A 19,705-nucleotide genomic window follows, 5' to 3' on the forward strand; every position below is an offset into this window, starting at 1 on the left:
TAACACAAATCATTTGTATATTTGCGGCTTTTTAATAGCTTGCACGCAAGTGCGCGCTGCTCATGCGGGGCGCACGTAGCGTAGGGCAAAGCCCTACGTATCCGAAACAGCATCACATTGACCCCAACGGGGTCAACGCAATGTTTAAAAGTTGACCCCGTTGGGGTCACAATGCAATATCATATGCCAACGTAGGGCTTTGCCCTACGCTACTGCATAGAGGCCGTTGGCCTCCATTACTAAATAGAGGGTATCACCAAACTATAAAAAATAAAATCATGAAAATCAAACAGATTGTATTCGGATTATCGCTGCTTGCGCTTCCCGTCTTCGCGCAACAGCCGGTTTATTTAAACGACTCTGCCCCTATTGAAGACAGAGTTGAAGACGCATTAAAGCGGATGACGTTGGAAGAAAAGATTGCCATCATCCACGCTCAATCTAAATTCAGCTCTGCTGGAGTTCCCCGTTTAGGTATTCCTGAACTTTGGATGACCGATGGTCCTCACGGTATCCGTCCCGAAGTATTGTGGGATGAATGGGAACAGGCTGCATGGACCAACGACTCCTGTATTGCTTTCCCGGCATTAACCTGTTTGGCAGCTACATGGAACGAAGACATGTCTTACCTGTACGGAAAATCTATCGGTGAAGAGGCCCGTTATCGCGAAAAGGATGTACTGTTAGGTCCTGGGGTAAACATCTATCGTACTCCATTGAACGGACGTAACTTTGAATACATGGGCGAAGACCCTTATCTGGCTTCGAAAATGGTTGTACCTTATATTAAAGGTGTTCAGGAGAATGGTGTAGCAACCTGCGTTAAACACTATGCCTTGAACAATCAGGAATTTAACCGCCACACAAGCAATGTTATCCTGGACGATCGTGCATTGTACGAAATCTACCTGCCTGCCTTTAAAGCAGCCGTTCAGGAAGGAAAAACATGGACTATTATGAGTGCTTATAACCTTTATAAGAACCAACATTTGTGCCACAACCAATACCTTTTGAATGATATATTAAAAGGTGAATGGGGATTTGATGGTGCAGTTGTATCCGACTGGGGAGGCACCCACGATACCATGCAGGCTATTTACAACGGCCTTGACCTTGAATTTGGAACATGGACAGACGGACTTACCATGGGGGCAACCAATGCTTACGATAATTACCTGATGGCTAACCCTTACCTAGAACTGATTAAATCGGGCAAGGTAGGCACTAAAGAACTGGACGATAAAGTGCGCCGGGTACTTCGTTTGGGCTTCCGTACTTCAATGAATAAGAACAAGCCTTTAGGATCGCTCAACTCTCCCGAACATGGCTTGGCTGGTAAACGTATTGGTGAAGAAGGTATTGTACTGTTGCAGAATAAAAACAATGTATTACCCATCAATTTAAACACTGCCAAACGCATTGCTGTTATCGGTGAAAACGCCGTAAAGATGATGACAGTAGGTGGTGGTAGTTCTTCTTTGAAAGTGAAATATGAAATATCTCCTCTCGATGGTATCCGTAACAGAGTAGGTTCACAAGCCGAGGCTGTATATGCCCGCGGTTATGTAGGCGACCCTACAGGTAGCTACAACGGTGTTGTGTCGGGTCAGGATTTATCCGAAACCCGTTCGTTCGATGTTCTGCTTGCCGAAGCTGTTGAAGTGGCAAAAAGTGCAGATTACGTAATATTCATCGGTGGTTTAAATAAGAGTAATCATCAGGACTGCGAAGGTGCCGACCGTAATCATCTTGAACTTCCTTACAATCAGAATAAAGTAATCAGCCAACTGGCTAAGGCAAACAAGAATCTGGTTGTGGTAAACATCTCGGGTAATGCTGTTGCTATGCCTTGGGTAAACGAAGTTCCTGCCATTGTACAAGGTTGGTTCTTAGGTTCCGAAACTGGTAGTGCATTGGCTTCTGTATTGGTTGGTGATGCCAATCCATCGGGAAAACTTCCTTTTACATTCCCAATGAAACTGGACGATGTTGGTGCGCATAAGTTAGGTGTATATCCTGGCGACCCTACTCAACTGGCAAATAAAAGAGATACAATTGATGTTATTTATAACGAAGGCATCTTTGTTGGTTACCGTTGGGCCGATATGCAGAAGAAAAGCAAACCTCTTTTTGCCTTTGGTCACGGTTTAAGCTATACTACCTTTGAATATGGTAAACCATCAGCAAACAAGAAAGTAATTTCGGCCGATGAAACCATCACTTTTAATGTTACAGTTAAGAATACCGGTTCTATTGAAGGCCAAGAAGTGGTGCAGTTATACATCAGTGATAAGAAATCTTCGTTGCCTCGTCCCGTTAAAGAGCTGAAAGCCTTTAAGAAAGTGAAACTGGCTCCGGGAGAAGAAAAACAAGTTTCGTTTACCATTGCTAAAGATGCATTAAGCTTCTACGATCCTGCTCAAAAAGCTTGGGTAGCCGAGCCTGGTAAGTTTGAGGCAGTAGTGGCTGCTTCGGCAACGGATATCAAAGGGGTGGTGCCTTTTGATTTGAAGTAAGGTTAATTAAAAAAGGACTCGTCATCCAGAATGACGAGTCCTTTTTAATAAATCCGCTTCTTATTTATTATATTCCGGATGCGATTTAGCTATCCCCAACTCTAACCCGCGAAGTTCTGCTAGTCCGCGAAGGCGGCCAATACAAGAGTATCCCGGATTAGTTTTCTTCTTCAAATCGTCTATCATCTGATGACCGTGGTCGGGACGCATTGCAATAGATACCTGTCTTCTTTGTTGAAGTTCGAAGAATGCCTTCATTACATGATACATATCCACATCGCCCTCAAGGTGATTAGCTTCGTAGAAGTTACCCTCTGCATCGCGTTGTGTGCTACGAAGGTGTACAAAGTTTATCCGATCGGCAAAACGTTTCATCATTCCTTCCAGATCATTGGCACTGCTTACTCCGAAGGAACCGGTACACAAACACAATCCGTTCGATTCATTGGGCACAGCATCAATAATCTTTTGAAAATCTTCGGCAGTACTTAATATACGTGGTAATCCCAAGATAGGATAAGGAGGATCGTCCGGATGAATAACCAGTTTTACTCCGGCTTCATCGGCAACCGGGGCTATCTCGCTAAGGAAATAGATCAAGTTGGAACGAAGTTTCTCTGCATCAATATCCTTATATCGGTCTAGTGCTTCCTGAAATTGTTCAAGGGTGAAGCTTTCTTCCGAGCCAGGAAGTCCGGCAATGATATTGCGAATGATTAATTGTTTTTCGGCTTCGTCCATCTGCTCGTAACGAGCTTTGGCTTTGGCCTTATCTTCATCAGAATATTCAGCTTCAGCACCGGGACGTCTCAACATGAAAAGATCGAATGCCATAAAAGCGGCCCGTTCAAAGCGCAAGGCTCTTGAGCCATCAGGTAATTCGTAGGCCAGATTGGTACGTGTCCAGTCCAAAACCGGCATGAAGTTGTAAGTAACAACATCCACTCCGCATTTACCCAAATTACGAAGGCTTTCTTTATAATTGTCGATATACTTCTGGAAGTCGCCGGTTTGGGTTTTAATATGTTCGTGTACAGGTACACTTTCTACTACCGACCAGCGTAAACCTACAGCTTCTACTTCGTTAATACGTTTTTGTATTTCTTCTACAGTCCACACTTCACCATTAGGAATATGATGCAATGCTGTAACTACTCCTGTTGCTCCTGCTTGTTTTATATCCCAGAGGCTAACCGGATCATTTGGCCCATACCAGCGCCAGGTTTGCTCACATAAAATCATATAAGTTGAGTTTTGAGTTATGAGTTATGAGTTATGAGTTATGAGTTATGAGTTATGAGTTATGAGTTACGATGCCGCATGGCACTCATTACTCAAAGCTCATTACTCAAAACTCATTACTCACAACTAATTTTACATTGCAAATACTTCAAATCCACCATCAACAACGGCTACTGTACCAGTAACAAAGCTTGCAGCTTCACTGATAAGGTAGTGAATGGTTCCACACAGTTCTTCGGGACGACCCATACGGCCGAATGGAGTTTGACGAATCACATCCTGTCCACGTTGAGTCCATGAACCATCAGGATTAGTTAACAGGTCTTTGTTTTGTTGAGTTAGGAAGAATCCCGGTGCAATTGCATTTACACGAATGCCTTCACCAAATTTTGTTGCTACTTCTGTAGCCATATATTTTGTAAAGTTAGAGATACCAGCTTTAGCAGCAGCATATCCGGCAACGCGGGTCATAGGACGGAAAGCGGCCATGGACGAGAAGTTTACAATGCTTCCTGATTTTTGTTCCACCATGGGTTTCAAGAATATTTGTGTGGGTAATACTGTACCTACCAAATTTAAATCGAGCACTTTCTTGAAAGCATCTACTTGCAAATCAAAGAATGTTTGGTCGGGTCCAATCGTTGCACCAGCCATGTTACCGCCTGCTGCATTAAGCAAAACATCAATACGACCATATTTGGTCAGAATGTCTTCGCGGTTCTTTTCCAGAACTTCTTTATTCAGTACATCGGTTGCAAAGAATGACGCTTCACCACCTTCTTTTTTAATATCGTCAACCAATTCAATGCCGGCCTTTTCATCTCTGTCGAGAATTACTACTTTAGCACCCTCGCCTGCAAGATATTTACCGATAACTCTTCCTAAAATACCAGATCCACCGGTAATCAGGACTACTTTGTCTTTAATGCAAAATAAGTTTCCCATGTTATTTTAAGTTTTTAAGTTTTTGAGTTCTGAGTATTGAGTAATGAGTATTGAGTTGTGAGTTTTAGCCATGTGGCATCACTCAAAACTCATAACTCAATACTCACAACTCAATACTCAATTGATTAGTGTGGTGCAAATATATGTATAAATTTAGAAGGTAAGTTACTCGATTTAGCACAAATGTGTGCGTTAACGGTTAAATTTTCCTTTTTTGTTATTTTTATACTGGCCTTACCATTATATGCCTGTACTTTTCTTGATCCGGTAGAGGTGCCTTGGTTATCCAAAAGAATAATATCGCCTGCAAAATCAAACTCAATGTAGTTGCGGGCATCCAGACAACGAACATTATTTGCATCCAATAGTTCGGCGGTTACTAACCATTCGTTTTCATTCAATTGTTTGGATGTTAAGGAGATATTTGCCGGAGCGCCCCATTTTTCTGTTTGGTATTCCTGATGGATTTCATCGGTTAAACGTTGCTTTCCAGCATAGCCCACAGCTTCAATATGATTATCACCTTCGCTGAGCGGAACATACCAATGCAATCCTGCTGCAGGGAAATCCTGACTATTGCGTTTCTTTTTACCTTGCGATATACCGTTTACAAACAGTTCTACCTCGGAACAGTTGGAGTAAACCAGTATTTCTTTCTCTTCATTTCTTTCGCCCCAACGTACAGGCCAGGTATGACCGTAAATGTGAATCATTGGTTTATCTGCCCAATAAGATTGGAAAACATAGTAGCTTTCTTTGGGAGTAAGATCGCGTTCAACAACACCTTTCTGATTTACATAAGGAACAGGATTCTCCGGTCGCAGGGGAGTAGAAAAGTCTTTGAATGTCCAGAAAGCTGCACCGGTTAAGTAGGGCATGGTTTCTTGCTCTTTCAGATGCCAATCGAACAGGCGAATGATGTACGACTCCGACCAGTCGCCCCGGTTAGCTGCGTTGCTTACATCTTTAAAATCTCCTTCTGCATGACGGCGTGCATGGCTATCGCCTCCCCACTCTGCGTGGAAGAAACGTGTGGTTCCTTCAATGCCTTTATCGCTCATTTCGCGATAATCGGTAAACTTACGGCTGTACCATCCTGCCCAGATTGAAGGTGCGTACACATCAATAATATCTTTGCAGAACTCGCAACGACGAATAGCTGTCAGTCGGTTATTGTCTAATTGGTGCGACAGGTTATGCAGTTCTTTCATAAATGTGCGGATGGCTTCTTTATCGAAATACTCAAAGTCGCCCGGCCAGTCGTTTTCATTTCCCATTCCCCAAAGAATAACCGAAGGGTGGTTATAATGCTGCTTAACCATATTTGTGAGCATATCGCGGGCCTGCTGCTTGTAGCTTTCGCCACCCAGTCCGCCACGGCACCAGGGGATTTCCTCCCATACAAGTATGCCCAATTCATCGCATAAACGGAGGGCGATATCCGATTGTTGGTAATGCCCCAAGCGGATAAAGTTGGCTCCCATATCTTTAATGAGCTGCATTTCTTTTACCATCAATTCCTCGGTAAGCGCGGCAGCTAGTCCGGCATGATCTTCGTGCCGATGAGTTCCTTTAAGCAAAACTCTCCTTCCATTCAGATGGAAAGGGCCTTTTTCTTTGAATTCAAAGTGACGGAACCCAAAACGATTGGTTGCAGTTAGCTTCTGCCCATCAACCTCCAACTCTATTTCGCAGGTGTATAGTTGAGGATTATCTACATCCCACAAAGCGGGTTTCTTTAGTTGGGTATTTAGTAAGGTAACATCATCTTTCAGGGAATAGGTTTGAGATTGCTTGATGATTTCTTTCCCCGACGGATGTTTTACAGTTAGCGTCAAGATTCCATTTCTATCTTTATTTGTTGGGTTATAGAAGGAGGTTTGAATGGAAAGTTCTCCTATCCTACCCTTTTCATCGACAACGGTAAAGCCCGCCATAGAGGTTAAAGTCGGACATATCCGAAGGAATAATTTCTGTATCCCTTGTATTATCGCAACGGATGGCTACTGGTATTTTACCTTTAAAACGTTCGGTGTATTCGTTGGTTTGCGCAAATTCTTTCACTGCATCGGTGATGTCTACTGCCCAACCATCGTATCCACCTACATGACTTCCCACCTTGGTAGTGTAGATATATGCTTCTGTACGTTGTCCGGCTCCTTCAAACTCTAACAGGATTCGTCCTTGTGGATACGGACTGTTCAGTTCGAGTTGGGTTTTGTACCAACCGGCACCTTGGTAGTAATTTACATCGGGGTCTACTGCATCATCGGCATTGAAGCAATGAGGCAAGGTTACTGGTGTCCACAACGGTACAGATTCTGGTTGACCAGCACGGAAGGGACGCATTACTTCCCAAACACTCCCCATATCCTGACGGATGAATTCCCAGTTATCATTTAAACGGGTTTTCTGGGTAGTGGGGATAACTGTTGCTGTTATATGGAGCAGACAGCTAAAGGTTATAAAGAATAATAGGGTGATTCTTTGCATGGTGTTTTTTAAAATAGGCTACTAATAATTAGCAATACCAACTCTCCTCAACAGCGCTTCCAGATAATAATAATCGGCATACGATATTGGTGCATCAATCTCGTCGTTCTTTGGATAATTTCCGGTAGAATGGAGCAAAAGGAATCCTTTAGTTGTTCCCGGCTCAGCCTGATAGTGGGCATAAAGATTATTGGTAATTGTATTTGCCCACGCAAGATATTGAGTTGCCTTCTCCTGAGACACATAAGTAGCCAGCTCGTACAAAGCAGAAGCAATTACTGCCGCAGCCGAAGCATCACGAAAAGCCTGTGGTATAGCAGGGTCGTTCATATCCCAATATGGAATTAAATCTGTAGGCATATTTTTCAGGTTAAAGAAGAATGAAGCGATATTTTCAGCCTGTTGCAAATAAGCAGGATCTTTTGTAAAACGGTAACACATGGTATATCCATACAATCCCCATCCTTGGCCGCGGCTCCATACAGATTCGTCGGCAATGCCTTGATGAGTTATTTTCATGTGGGCTTGTGTGGTAATGGTATCGTATCCTATAACATGATAGGACGAATGATCTGCCCGGAAGTGATTCTTCAAAGTGGTGTTTGCATGGTTCACTGCAATCTTGTGATAGATGGAATCGCCTGTCTCTTGTGTAGCCCAGAACAGAAGTTCCAGATTCATCATGTTATCAATAATCACAGGGAACTGCCATCCCTTGGGAGTCCAATCCCACGATCGAATGGCCTTAATCTTATCATTGTAACGCGTTACAAGAGATTTTGCAGCTTGCAGGTTCACATCTTTATAAGAGCGTTCACCGATTAATTCGTATGCCTTACCAAAGGAACAGTTAATAAGGAAACCTAAATCGTGCGTACCTTTGTAGTTCTTCATTTGCTCAATGGGCCAGGTGTAACTAATAGCTTGCCAGCGCCAATAGTCACTCTTTGTATAAGCAAATGTATGCCACAAACTACCTGGAAAGAAACCGGAACACCAGTCGCGAGGGGCAACCAGTCGCAGGCTACCATCTTTTTCTACTGTGCGGGGGCTAACCAGTAGCTTGTTGGTGGCTGTTTTCTTTGCTTCATCGGCACACTTCATTGCATATCTGAGCTGTTCATCGGCAAAAGCAAAAACATTATCGGTTACTTCGGCTTTGTAGTAAAGTAACATAAAGCGGTCGGCCCAGTTAATTCGTTGGTTTTGACGAAACAGTTGAAGATAATCTGTATGTGTGTTATTGAACGTGTAGATGCGATAGAGGTCTTTACCAAACTCAGCCTGTTTATAATCCCACTCACTGATTTGTTGATAAGGCCAATCGGCTGGCTCTTTTCCATAATAGGGAGCCAGAAATTCTACTGCTTTATAAAAGTTTCTTCCATCGGCCGAAGTAGCATCGTCGATAGAAAGGTTAATGCTGCGTGCCATCAGGAAGATATCAATCATGTGGCTGAGGTTGTATTGCGAGTAACCAAAAGCAAGTGTTCTTCTCAACTCTTGCGGCTGACGACCATCGGGTTCAATTTGTTTGAAGATGCGTTTCTCAGGAAACTCATTGATGAATTGTTCGGCTATCTTAGTATTGCCCGAGTATAGTGCATAAGCTATAACCTGTGCATCATAAGCTACACTGTGATTGTTTTTCTGAATACTTTCTTCCTTACCCTGTTCGCTGGTTAACATCCAGTTTACCAGCTTACCAAACCAATCTTTTAATTGCTTAGAATCTTTAGTGGTAAAAGCCTTTGATTTTTCAAGTAATTGCACAGCATCCAACATTTCAACAAAGGAATAGGCATCAATAACCCCATAGCAACGCCCCTTATCATTATCGCGTCCGGGTATTACCTGAGCGTAATTAAGGTTGGGATTCATTTTAGTTGCCTTATTGAAAAACCACACACGGATAAGTTCGGTTGCTTTCTGCGCATACTTTTCGTCGCCACTGAAATACCATGCCAATGAAAGCGCAGTAACCCGTCCGGCTAAATCGCCCAATCGGTTACGGTCCAGTTTTTCCAGTTCGGGGTTCGATTCGCCATCGCGTGCAATATAGGGCATTCCATCGGGCTTATTAGGATTGGGCCAGTAATAGCGTGCCTGACTCATATAGTCGTGTTTATCACCACTGGCCGGGGTTTTATCTTTCATCATTACCGACAAGGGTTCTATATCCATTATCCTATCGGCCTCTTTAATTAAATATTGGTAGGTTTTGTTGTAGGCCGGATCGTTTATGGATGCTTTAACGCTTTCCAAGTGTTTGATATCCCACATAGATTGTGCAGATAGCATAACACTAACTAAGAGTGTTGTAATAAAAAGTACTGTTTTTTTCATGATATATCTATTAATGTTCATAACTGTTCTTTTATGTTCATAATTTCAGCTATCAATTGCTGCTTTAGAGGTCTTTAAAGTAGCATAAGCCCGAAGGGCTTTAACTATGCATAACCCCGGGTGAGCAAAGCGTAACCCGGGGTAGGCTAAACCCCCACTCAAAACAGCCCTGAAAGGGTTGAACTCCTTCGGAGCTCAGGAAATCAAGGGAGTTATAGACCCCGGGTTACGCTTTGCTCACCCGGGGTTATGCACATATTACCCCTGCCGGGGTAATTGCTTACAATTCGTAACTAAAGCAAAGAGCGATTGGGCTTTTTACACGGTGTCACTTTTGTGTCACGCCATTTGTCACGTGTCACTTTTGTGTCAATGTGCGTCACAGCGTGTCACTTTTGTGTCACATTATAATTTTCTTAGCTTTAACCCATTCAAGAAACTTTTTCCATGAATATTCTCGAACCGGATATTCAAACCGTTACAATCCGTTACAGATACAACAAAACGTTTTCGTATTGCCTGGAAGTATCCAACTTCATCGCCCGGTGAAAAGGCATATTCTATTTTGCAGTTATTTGCATATACAGTAAACATATTTCCAGCACTTGCTTCGGTTGCAGGTTGCCCCAACTGATATACCAGGTTTTCTTGTGGCTTGAATATATCGGCAAACAGCAATTCAAGTTCGTACTCTCCTGCAGGCACATCAAACTGATAGCTTCCCGGGTTGGTACGCAATGTTTGGAACAACGGACCATCTAGTGTATTGTGAATTTCGGTTTGTGTGCCTGTCTGGCGCGATTCTTCATTACCATCCACGTATCCCCAGCTTCCTTTGTTGTACATGCGATCGGGCAACCAGGTTAGGTTGCTCTCGTCGCTGGTATAGAAACAATTGCTACCTACATTTATGGCCAGTTCCAGCCTCCTCATATTCTCGGTGGTTAGTATATCCGGAACAGGATTAAACTGTATAGTCATTACATCTTCCTGATTATTGGATGTATCTGTGGTTCTCAGTGTATTGGTTCCTTTTTCAAAAGGTACATCGTAAACCACTGTACAATTACTGCTTTTCTTTGTGCCTAGCGATTTTCCATTGAGCCACAGTTCTACTTCGGGCAGGTTGGTGTAAATCTTAACTGGTTGTACAACGGCATTGTTTCCTGTTTGAATGCCCGATCGGCGAGACCAGTCGCGCGAGGCAATGTGTAAAACCGGAGTGTCTTTGCGGAACATTGCTTTATAATAATAGTACACATCTTTGGGGGTTCTATCGGCATAAACCAATCCTTTGTTATTAATACGCGGCATAGACTCATCGCGCAAGGCCGATGAGAAATCAATGAAATTCCAATGGGTACTGCCGGCAACAAAGTTTCTTTTTTCCATAGCAGGAAGATAATGTTCCAGGTATTTTTGTTGATATTCAATGCTGAAATCAAAGCTTTTAGGTTCAAACGAATGTATTCGTTTATCCGATCCTGCCCCATACTCGCTTACTATGATAGGGTGTGTAGGATATTTCTGGTGTTGTTCATCGAGGAAACGGTCGAACCCTTCCAGTTGTCCGCCATACCATCCCTGATAAAGATTCCAACCTACCACATCGGTGATGTTGCCTAATCCTACTTCGTTGTATTGATTGCTTCCATGAAACGCCATTGTGCTTACCCGGTAAGCATCTTCTTCTTTCAATACTTTTTCTAACCTGTTTGCTAATTCCAGTGTTCTGTTTAATACTGGTTTAAGCTCTTCGCCTTTATAGCGACGCAAAGTTACTAAAAGAATTTCATTCATATACCCCCAGGTGATAACCGATGGGTGATTATAATGCTGCCGAATCATTTCGCGCAGGTTTGTTTCGCAAGTTTCGGCGTATCCATCGGTATCGGGCACTATGTCGATGATGGGTATTTCTTCCCATACCAGCATGCCCAGTTTATCGCATTGTTCAAGTATGGCGTTATCTTGCGGATAGTGTGATATACGTATAAAGTTGGCTCCCATTTCTTTCATCAGTAGCATGTCGCGGCGGTGCATTTCGTCGGTAAGGGCTACACCAATAGGTTTCTGATCCTGATGGCGGCAGATTCCATTCAACTTGTAGGGCTTGCCATTCAAGAAGAATCCTTCTTCTGCATCGAACTTGTACCAACGAAATCCGGTGTGGTTATTTTGTATATCTATTATTTCTTTTGTACGGGCATCTTTTATTACGGATTCTACTTTATATAGATAAGGGGTTTCGGGTGTCCATAACTTGGGGTTAAGTATGGGGTTTGCTTTTTCCAGAAGCGAAAAGGTTTCGCTGGGATTTACTGTGACAGTTCTTTTCAGAGATTGCAGAACTTCACCATCGGGCGATGAAATGGTATGCTCCACCAGTAGCCGTTTTTTATCGGCAGCATCATTCTTTATAAGGCTTTTAATTTGCAGTGATGCTTGCTCAGCGGTTACTTCGGGTGTTTCAATATATATTCCTCCAGAACCCAGGTTCTGCAGATCGAAGTGTTGTTTGGATGTAGCTATGAGCCATACATCCCGGTAAATTCCACCAAAAAAGGTAAAATCGCCCGATATGGGTGGTGTATCTAAGGTTGAATTATCAACTTTAACAGTTATAGTATTGGGAGTGGTAAAAGAGCAATAAGAAGTAATATCAAAGGTAAAAGCAGTATAGCCCCCTTTATGTGTGCCAACCAACTTATTGTTTATATATACTTCGGCCGATTTACTGGCTGCTTCGAATTTCAGAAATAATTGCTTGTTGGCCCATTCCTGTGGTAGTTGAAGCTGTTTCTCGTACCATCCAACTCCTTTATAATAATCCTTGTGTGTGTAAGCATCGGTGTTCCAGGTGTGGGGAAGCGAAACGGTTTCCCAGGTATCGGCTTTGCGGAACTTCCAACCGCTGTTGATGGTTTTGGTTTCTCTGCCTGCCAACACAGGCAGAGAAAGTAAGGTTAGAAGAAAGTAAGAAGCAAATAGTTTCATGAAAAACAATCTTTTTAACATAAACAAATCATACATAAAGAATTATTGGTATGTACCATCAAAGTCATTCACCAATTTTTCATTATTAAATGTTTCCTCAAATTCATATATATGTCCACTATAATCTACAGCCCTACATTTAACTGTTGCTGTTTGGTATCCAGATAATCCTAGGTTTATCTGTGCCCAATGCTGTCCTGTATAATCTGCAACATCTCCCTGAGAAACTTTCCATACTACATTCCTAAATTCACCCCCTTCCAAAGTAAAGTATGTATAATCGCTCCAACGTATATGAGCTATGTTTCTAGTTACTGTATAATTACCACTTGGAGATGTGATGAAAGCTGTTAGTTTTCCATAACCTTCTTCATTGTCATTGTTGTTATACACTACAACAGAAGACGAATTCGTTGAACCCAAACTCAAATTACCAAGACTAATGGACCAACGTACAGAAGCATTTGATGGCAAATTTTGAAGAGTATAGATCCCGCTCCTGTTTGGTCCGATAGAAAGTGGTCCTGAACAAGTTATTCCACTTGGCATTGGATATACTGCTTTAGCAGCATAAATATCATAATACGTAAACTGTTCCAAATCCCAACGACGTCCACCTGAATGCGAATACATTACAGAAGCTATTATTTCAGGATTTGTTTCTGGCAATGTTTGCGAAGAAGAAGGAGTTCCTGGGATTTCAATTCCGGTAGCATTACCTGATTCTCTCCAGTTTGAATGTGTGAAACCGATTGTATGTCCAAGTTCGTGAATAAGCACATATGCTTTCTCTGCTGTTGTCATATTATCGAAGTGGGTATTTATCTTTAGGATATCTCCCGGTGCACCTGAAGAGTATGGATATGCAGCACTAGCAACCACTGAAGTGTTGTTACCATAGTTTCCGTTATAAATTCTAATATCATAAGATGAAACTGATCCAAGAGTAAACTTTATATTGGAACCAGCACAATTCCAGGCAGCTATAGCCCAATCGGTAGCATGTCTCCATCCCAAATTAAGAGAAGGTTCAACATAAATACGAATATTATTTTGTCGAGAAGGGGCAACAATATATTGGTATCTTGCCTGCCGTGTTTTTGTTAATTGATAACGAGGCAACTCCTCTTTTAATAAAATAATATCCCCTTCAACAGTAAAGCTCTCTTCATCCTCAACAATTCCTTCTGTATTAAACCCCATAGCTTCAATAATACTAATATAATCAATCTCCTCGTTGGGTTGATTATATTCCATTTCCTCATTGTTGCATGCTGCAAACAATATCACAAAAATCGTAGTAAACCAAATTTTTGTTTTCATAACAACAGAAATTAAATTAAACAATTACAACTATATTTCCAAATCACTTGTTTTTTTAAAACCATTTAAGAAGAGTGGCAGGAATCAGCTTCCTGCCACTCCTAAACAAATCAATTACCTAAGCTTAAATTTGCAAAATAAGGTACCTAATACCTACTCGAAAGTAACTGTTTGTGTATTCCAGTCGTGACTTAAACCACGAACTTCGTATTGATTGGTAATGTTATTACTAGTAGTTTCAACAAAATCGTCATTTGTAATGATAGGTTTTGTACGAAGTGTATTCACTTTCAACACACCAGTTGCTGAAGTTAAACGCTTTATTCTGATATTTTTGCGTTTTTCTTTATTGGCCTGCGACCATGTTAGCGCATATTTTCCATCAGATGAGGATATTGTATTTCCCGTCTCATCCACTACGATATAATCTGTACCAGCAACCAAATTTGAGCCTTCGTCATTAGCTACATAAAAATAAGCTATAATATCATATTGATATTTTAACTGGCTATGAAGATCAATAGGAATATTGCTACTAACCCCATCTGTTCCTGTTTTCTCCCATGCACTTTGTACAGAAGCACTTACATAATAACGCCACTGAGCAGTACCATCAGCAGCAATATTGTATTGCAACTGCTGACTATGAACATACGATTTGTAAAAACCTACATAATAAATGTGCTCATACTCTGGATTTGTTGACCATTCATCATCTCCACAGCTAATGACACACAATGTTGTCGCAATAATTGCGAACATATATAATACTTTTTTCATCTTATATACTTTTTAAATTATTACCATTCCGGATTCTGCGTAATATTATCATCTGAATAAGCTATTTCATCTGTTGGAATTGGATACAGATAATCACGTTTGGGATTAAACTTACGAGTATTGGCATATTCAATAACATAAACGCCTTGCTGGTCATAAGCAAAAGTACCATCTATTTTCCCTTCTGAATCAGTTAAACGTTTTTTACTATCCTCATATGTAGCTGTTGTTTGTACCTCATCCGGGCTACAATAAGGTCCAATCATCGCTACTGGAAGAACCTTTTCTGCTGTTTTCCATCGAATGATATCGTCATAACGGAATCCTTCTGCCATTAACTCGACTGTACGTTCACGTCGAATTTCCTCTAACATATCCAATCCGTTTTTAGTAACAAAGTCGTTGGTTAGTGGAATATTAAAGCCAACACGCTCGCGCAGTTTATTAATTGTGGCATCTAATTGTGCATCTGTAATACTTCCATTCAATTCATAAAGGGCTTCTGCATATGATACCAACATCTCGGCATAACGAATTAATATTTTATCTGTAAAATCTTTGTTACCAAGGCTATTTGACCACATAGAACCAAAAAACGCTTTTTTACAAATATATCCTTTGGGACGTTGCGAATCGAATGGATGATATTTACCTTTGCCAGCTTCCGACCAGCCCATAAAGCTTTCATATTCTACAGCATCATTAAATGTCCAGATTGTTTTTAATAAACGAGGATCACGTTGGCCTTTATCATTGGGTAATGGATTTCCATCAGTATCTAAACCTACAATATTATTCATTGAAGTCTCTTTTTCAACTTTCAAAGCTGTTTTACTCATTGGAAGTCCATCAGCATAAAGGAAAAGATCAAGGATATTACGAGTTAAAGCAAAATTCCCCTCCAATTCTCGCGTATTCATATGTCCTGTAGTTACTGTTGCAAAATCATTTTCACCATATGGCTTACCAAAAATAATTTCCCTGTTTACATTATTTGCTTCATTTTTATAGGAAAACACCTCATTAAAATCTTCAAATAATTTATGATAACCTTTGGCATCTAGTCGTTCAAATGCATTAATAGATTTTTTCAGATGTTCTGCCGCATCGTTTCCTCCATGATATTTCCGAAAAGTACCCTCATACAAACCAATACGTACTATCATACCTAAAGCCGACGAAGTGCTTACCCGGCGACGCCCTAACTCGGAAGTGGGTAAATCTTTATGATCTGGCAGATATTTAATAGCAAATTCTAAATCCGTATAACATTGTTGAATCACTGTTTCACGCGGAGTACGCCCCATCTTTAAGTCTGGGTCCGAAGTACTTGTAAATATCTTCAATATTAATGGTACATCACCATATTTTTTCACCAATTCAAAATAATGATAGGCACGAAAAAAATAAGCTTCTGCCAACCACCTGTCGCGCACACTCTCGGCAACAGATGCTTTCAAGCCTTTATCTATAATATTATTGGCTACATAAATATATGAATACCTATTTTTCCAGTTGCTATTACCTGATTTAATTGTACTGTTTCCAGAACTTATATCATCCGAACTTTTACCAACCAATTCATCGGCACGCGTATCATTACTCCAACCTCCTAAATCATAATATAGTTTGTTGCAGGCTCCTTCAAAATCTTTTGCTGATTTCCAGAAACCATCATCTGTTAATTCCGAGCCAGGTGTAACATCTAATAAATCATCACATCCAGCCAGCATTATTACGCAAAACAGTGTGCATATATATAATATTTTTTTCATATTCTTTTTCTTTTAGAATGTTATGTTAACTCCTGCTGTCCAAGTGCGGAAGAACGGGTAATAAGTTCTCTTAATATCATTTTTAACTTCAGGGTCGAACACTGATAACAAATTAGTGTGTTCCCAAACATCAGTACCTGCAATGTATACACGCAGATTTTCTAAGATATTTCTACGTATAGGAATAGTATACCCTAATTGAACATTTTTTAAACGAATGTAAGCTCCATCTTGTACCCATTTATCAGACACCTGATAGTTCATATCATTTTGATTGATAATTCGCGGGAAAAATGCATTTGGATTATCTACAGTCCAATAGTCCAAATGAATTTTCCAAGGCATATTCTGCGAAGCTTGGAAAGGCATAATAGCTTCATTACTAATTAGGAGATTACGCTTACCAACTCCCTGAAAGTCGAGAGCCAAATCAAACCCCTTCCATTGAACAGCTAGGTTAATACCAAAAAGATAACGAGGGTTAGTATTACCCAGATAAATAATATCTCCTGGCTGTTCTAAGGTACTACCAGCTTGTACTGTATGGTCGGCGGCGCCTTGAGCAATATATTTCACATCACCTCCTGTAACCAGATTATCACTTTTAACAGTTTGATATCCAGGGTTAGCTGCTTTATAATCTAAATATTCCTGTCTACTACTCCAATATCCATCTGTTTGATATCCAAAAATAGAGTTTACAGGATAACCAATAACTGTGTTATTTAATCCGGCTTTCAATACAGTAGCTCCTTCAAAACGAACTAATTCATTTTTGGGATCATGTAAATTTGCACCTATTTGATAAGAAACTTCGCCTATTTTATCGTTCCAACTAGCAGTAATTTCCCATCCCCATGAATTCAATTGACCTGTATTTTGATATGGAGTAGCTACCCCTACAATATTTCCAACTTTCAGGTCAGTCATCATGTTTTTATTCTTTTTCCAATAATACTCAAATCCAAGATTTAAACGATTATCAAGTAAACCCATGTCTACACCTATGTTTTTCGATTCCAATATTTCCCAAGTTAAATTCTGAGATACCATAATGGATTGCCAATACACAGGGTTACCAAGTAGTTTCATGGTAGCAGCACTACTTTCATTGCTATTTTTACTTGTTATCAACCCTAAATAAGGGAAATAACTAGAAAGTGCAGAACTATTACCCAATTCTCCCCAAGATGCACGAAGTTTCAAATTATTAATATAGTTAGCTACAGGGGTTTTCTTGAAGAAAGGTTCTTCACTAACACGCCACCCAGCCGATACAGAAGGGAATATATCCCATCGGCGACCTGGTGCTAAACGTGAACTACCATCATAACGGATTACTCCTTCAATCAAATATCGTTCGGCCCAGTTATAATCTATACGACCAAATAAAGATGCCATTTTCCAAGGCGCAATTAAATCAGAAAGAGTGGTATTAGCCGCATCTGCATTATCATAAAAATTAAAACTAAAGAAATCGTCAGACAACATGTTTCTGGCAGTACCAGTAATTTGATCTTTCAGATATTGCTCATAGGAAGCTCCTCCTAATGCATGGAATGAATGTCCATCAATTTTATATGTATAATTAAGTAAGGCCTCATACTTATCCTGATAAGCATTGTTCTTGGTTTTGGTTACATATCCAGTTCCTGTATTTCTTCTTACTCCAAGTTTATCCTTCCCATAATACACTAATTTACGTCTATTCGCTTCATATGCATAATAACTTGCTCTACGCGAAAAATTTAAATCTAATGTCAGCCCTTTTACTATATTTTGTACTTTTAATCCGAATTTTCCTGTAAAATACTCGGTACGAGATTTATTAAGTCCGGAATTCTTCATAACATCAATCGGATTTACATGCAAATCTCCATTATAAGGATTCGTTTCAAAATAAAGATCCTCTTCTGGTTGATAAATTGCTTGACGACCACGGTTTGAATAAAGCAAGCTTAGTACATTAGCACTTCCATAAGCAGATTCTTTTGTTGTATTTGCTTCATAAGAAACCAGCACATCAGCAGAAAGATATTTATTAAACTCTGTATTAAGCGTCATTCTTAAATTAACACGGTCGTGATTGTCTGGTCCATACTTTAAAATACCCTTATTTCCATAATATCCTCCAGATAAATAATACTGTGTTTTCTCTGAACCACCATTTACAGATACAGAATGTTGATGGGTATAACCATAATCATCTAAACCTTTTGCCATCCAGTTTTCACTGCCTAACATTTCCCAACGATTGCCATTAGGACGATACCAGTAATTAGGATTTCCCACCCATGATGTTCGTTCCGGATCATATTCAACACCACCATTTGCAACACCTGTTTCTGCATTTACGCTGGCATTTATTCGAGATAAGTTTATTAAATATTGTTCCTCCCATGCTGTTACACGTTCAGGCATATAAGTAGGCAGATTTATACCAAAGGAACCATTATAAGAAACTTTTGCTTTTCCTTTGGCTGTACCTTTTTTAGTAGTAACCAAAACTACCCCAGCAGCAGCGCGAGCTCCATAAATAGCAGAGGCTGCAGCATCTTTCAATACTGATACAGATTCAACATCATCGGGATTTAGGGTTGTTAGATTACCTTCTACACCATCAATAAGAACTAGAGCTGAAGCTGAATTTACTGAAGAAATACCTCTAATAGCAATAGAAGCTTCTTCACCTCCAGGCCGACCACCTGTACGTGTTACAGCAACTCCTGGTAATGCACCTTGCATAGAGGCCAGTACACTTGCACTTTTACGAGCTGCAAGTTCTTTACCATCTACAGCCGATACTGCTCCTGTTAGATGTGCTTTCTTCTGCACCCCATAACCTACAACTACAACTTCATCAAGTGTTTTAGAATCTTCTTTCATTTGGATTACCGCAGGTACTTTCGATGCCTCCATCTCAATTGGCAGGTAACCAATATACGAAAGAACAACAGTTGCACCTTGGTTAACTTTCAAAGAGAATTTCCCATCTAAGTTTGTGATAGTACCATTAGTGGTTCCTTTTTCAACAATAGAGACACCAATCAATGGTTCTTGCATTGTGGCATCCAGTATTTGCCCATGAACTTCGACTGTACTTTGGGCAGAAATCCTTGTGATAGAAAGAAAGAACATACAGCAGATAGATAGTAGCTGTATTATCCTTCCTGAAGAGGGTTTTCTTTTCATAATAACTAGATTTTATTAATTAATAGCATTTCGCTGCTAAACCAAAGATATATAAACAAGCACAGAAAACCTTAAAAAATGCTACAACACAAGTAC

General features: G+C 40.5%; 9 protein-coding genes and 1 pseudogene. 1 reads left to right on the forward strand and 9 read right to left on the reverse strand.

Annotated elements, in window-relative coordinates; all coding sequences use genetic code 11:
- The first annotated feature begins 278 nt into the window (after window positions 1-278).
- Window positions 279-2,516: a glycoside hydrolase family 3 C-terminal domain-containing protein gene (locus tag D0T85_RS07640; RefSeq protein ID WP_163211903.1), complete on the forward strand. Its 2,238-nt coding sequence runs from the start codon at window positions 279-281 to the stop codon at window positions 2,514-2,516.
- 60 nt (window positions 2,517-2,576) lie between these two features.
- On the opposite strand, the gene uxuA is transcribed toward D0T85_RS07640, so the two are convergent.
- From uxuA to D0T85_RS07685, 9 genes and pseudogenes are all read right to left on the reverse strand, one after another.
- A complete protein-coding gene (gene uxuA / locus D0T85_RS07645) occupies window positions 2,577-3,758 on the reverse strand; it encodes a mannonate dehydratase (RefSeq protein ID WP_163211905.1) in 1,182 nt (393 codons plus the stop codon).
- A gap of 132 nt (window positions 3,759-3,890) precedes the next feature.
- The gene (locus tag D0T85_RS07650) at window positions 3,891-4,703 is read right to left on the reverse strand and encodes an SDR family oxidoreductase (protein WP_163211907.1); all 813 of its coding nucleotides are present in this window, start codon (window positions 4,701-4,703) and stop codon (window positions 3,891-3,893) included.
- Window positions 4,704-4,828: 125 nt separating this feature from the next.
- Window positions 4,829-7,196, reverse strand: a pseudogene (locus tag D0T85_RS07655) (glycoside hydrolase family 2 TIM barrel-domain containing protein).
- A 21-nt stretch (window positions 7,197-7,217) separates the two neighbouring features.
- Window positions 7,218-9,542, reverse strand: coding sequence for an alginate lyase family protein (locus D0T85_RS07660; protein ID WP_163211909.1), 2,325 nt, complete (start codon window positions 9,540-9,542; stop codon window positions 7,218-7,220).
- A 405-nt stretch (window positions 9,543-9,947) separates the two neighbouring features.
- The gene (locus tag D0T85_RS07665; protein WP_239060666.1) at window positions 9,948-12,539 is read right to left on the reverse strand and encodes a family 1 glycosylhydrolase; all 2,592 of its coding nucleotides are present in this window, start codon (window positions 12,537-12,539) and stop codon (window positions 9,948-9,950) included.
- A 42-nt stretch (window positions 12,540-12,581) separates the two neighbouring features.
- The gene (locus D0T85_RS07670) at window positions 12,582-13,862 is read right to left on the reverse strand and encodes a M57 family metalloprotease (protein ID WP_163211913.1); all 1,281 of its coding nucleotides are present in this window, start codon (window positions 13,860-13,862) and stop codon (window positions 12,582-12,584) included.
- Window positions 13,863-14,015: 153 nt separating this feature from the next.
- On the reverse strand, window positions 14,016-14,624 hold the full coding sequence (locus D0T85_RS07675) for a hypothetical protein (RefSeq protein WP_163211915.1): 609 nt from the start codon (window positions 14,622-14,624) through the stop codon (window positions 14,016-14,018).
- 38 nt (window positions 14,625-14,662) lie between these two features.
- The gene (locus D0T85_RS07680; protein WP_163211917.1) at window positions 14,663-16,417 is read right to left on the reverse strand and encodes a RagB/SusD family nutrient uptake outer membrane protein; all 1,755 of its coding nucleotides are present in this window, start codon (window positions 16,415-16,417) and stop codon (window positions 14,663-14,665) included.
- A gap of 12 nt (window positions 16,418-16,429) precedes the next feature.
- Complete coding sequence (locus D0T85_RS07685) at window positions 16,430-19,609, reverse strand: TonB-dependent receptor (RefSeq protein ID WP_163211919.1); 3,180 nt, start codon at window positions 19,607-19,609, stop codon at window positions 16,430-16,432.
- Window positions 19,610-19,705 lie beyond the last annotated feature (96 nt).

Origin of the sequence: Bacteroides sp. 519, from assembly GCF_010500955.1 — a bacterium.
Lineage (GTDB): Bacteria > Bacteroidota > Bacteroidia > Bacteroidales > Bacteroidaceae > Bacteroides.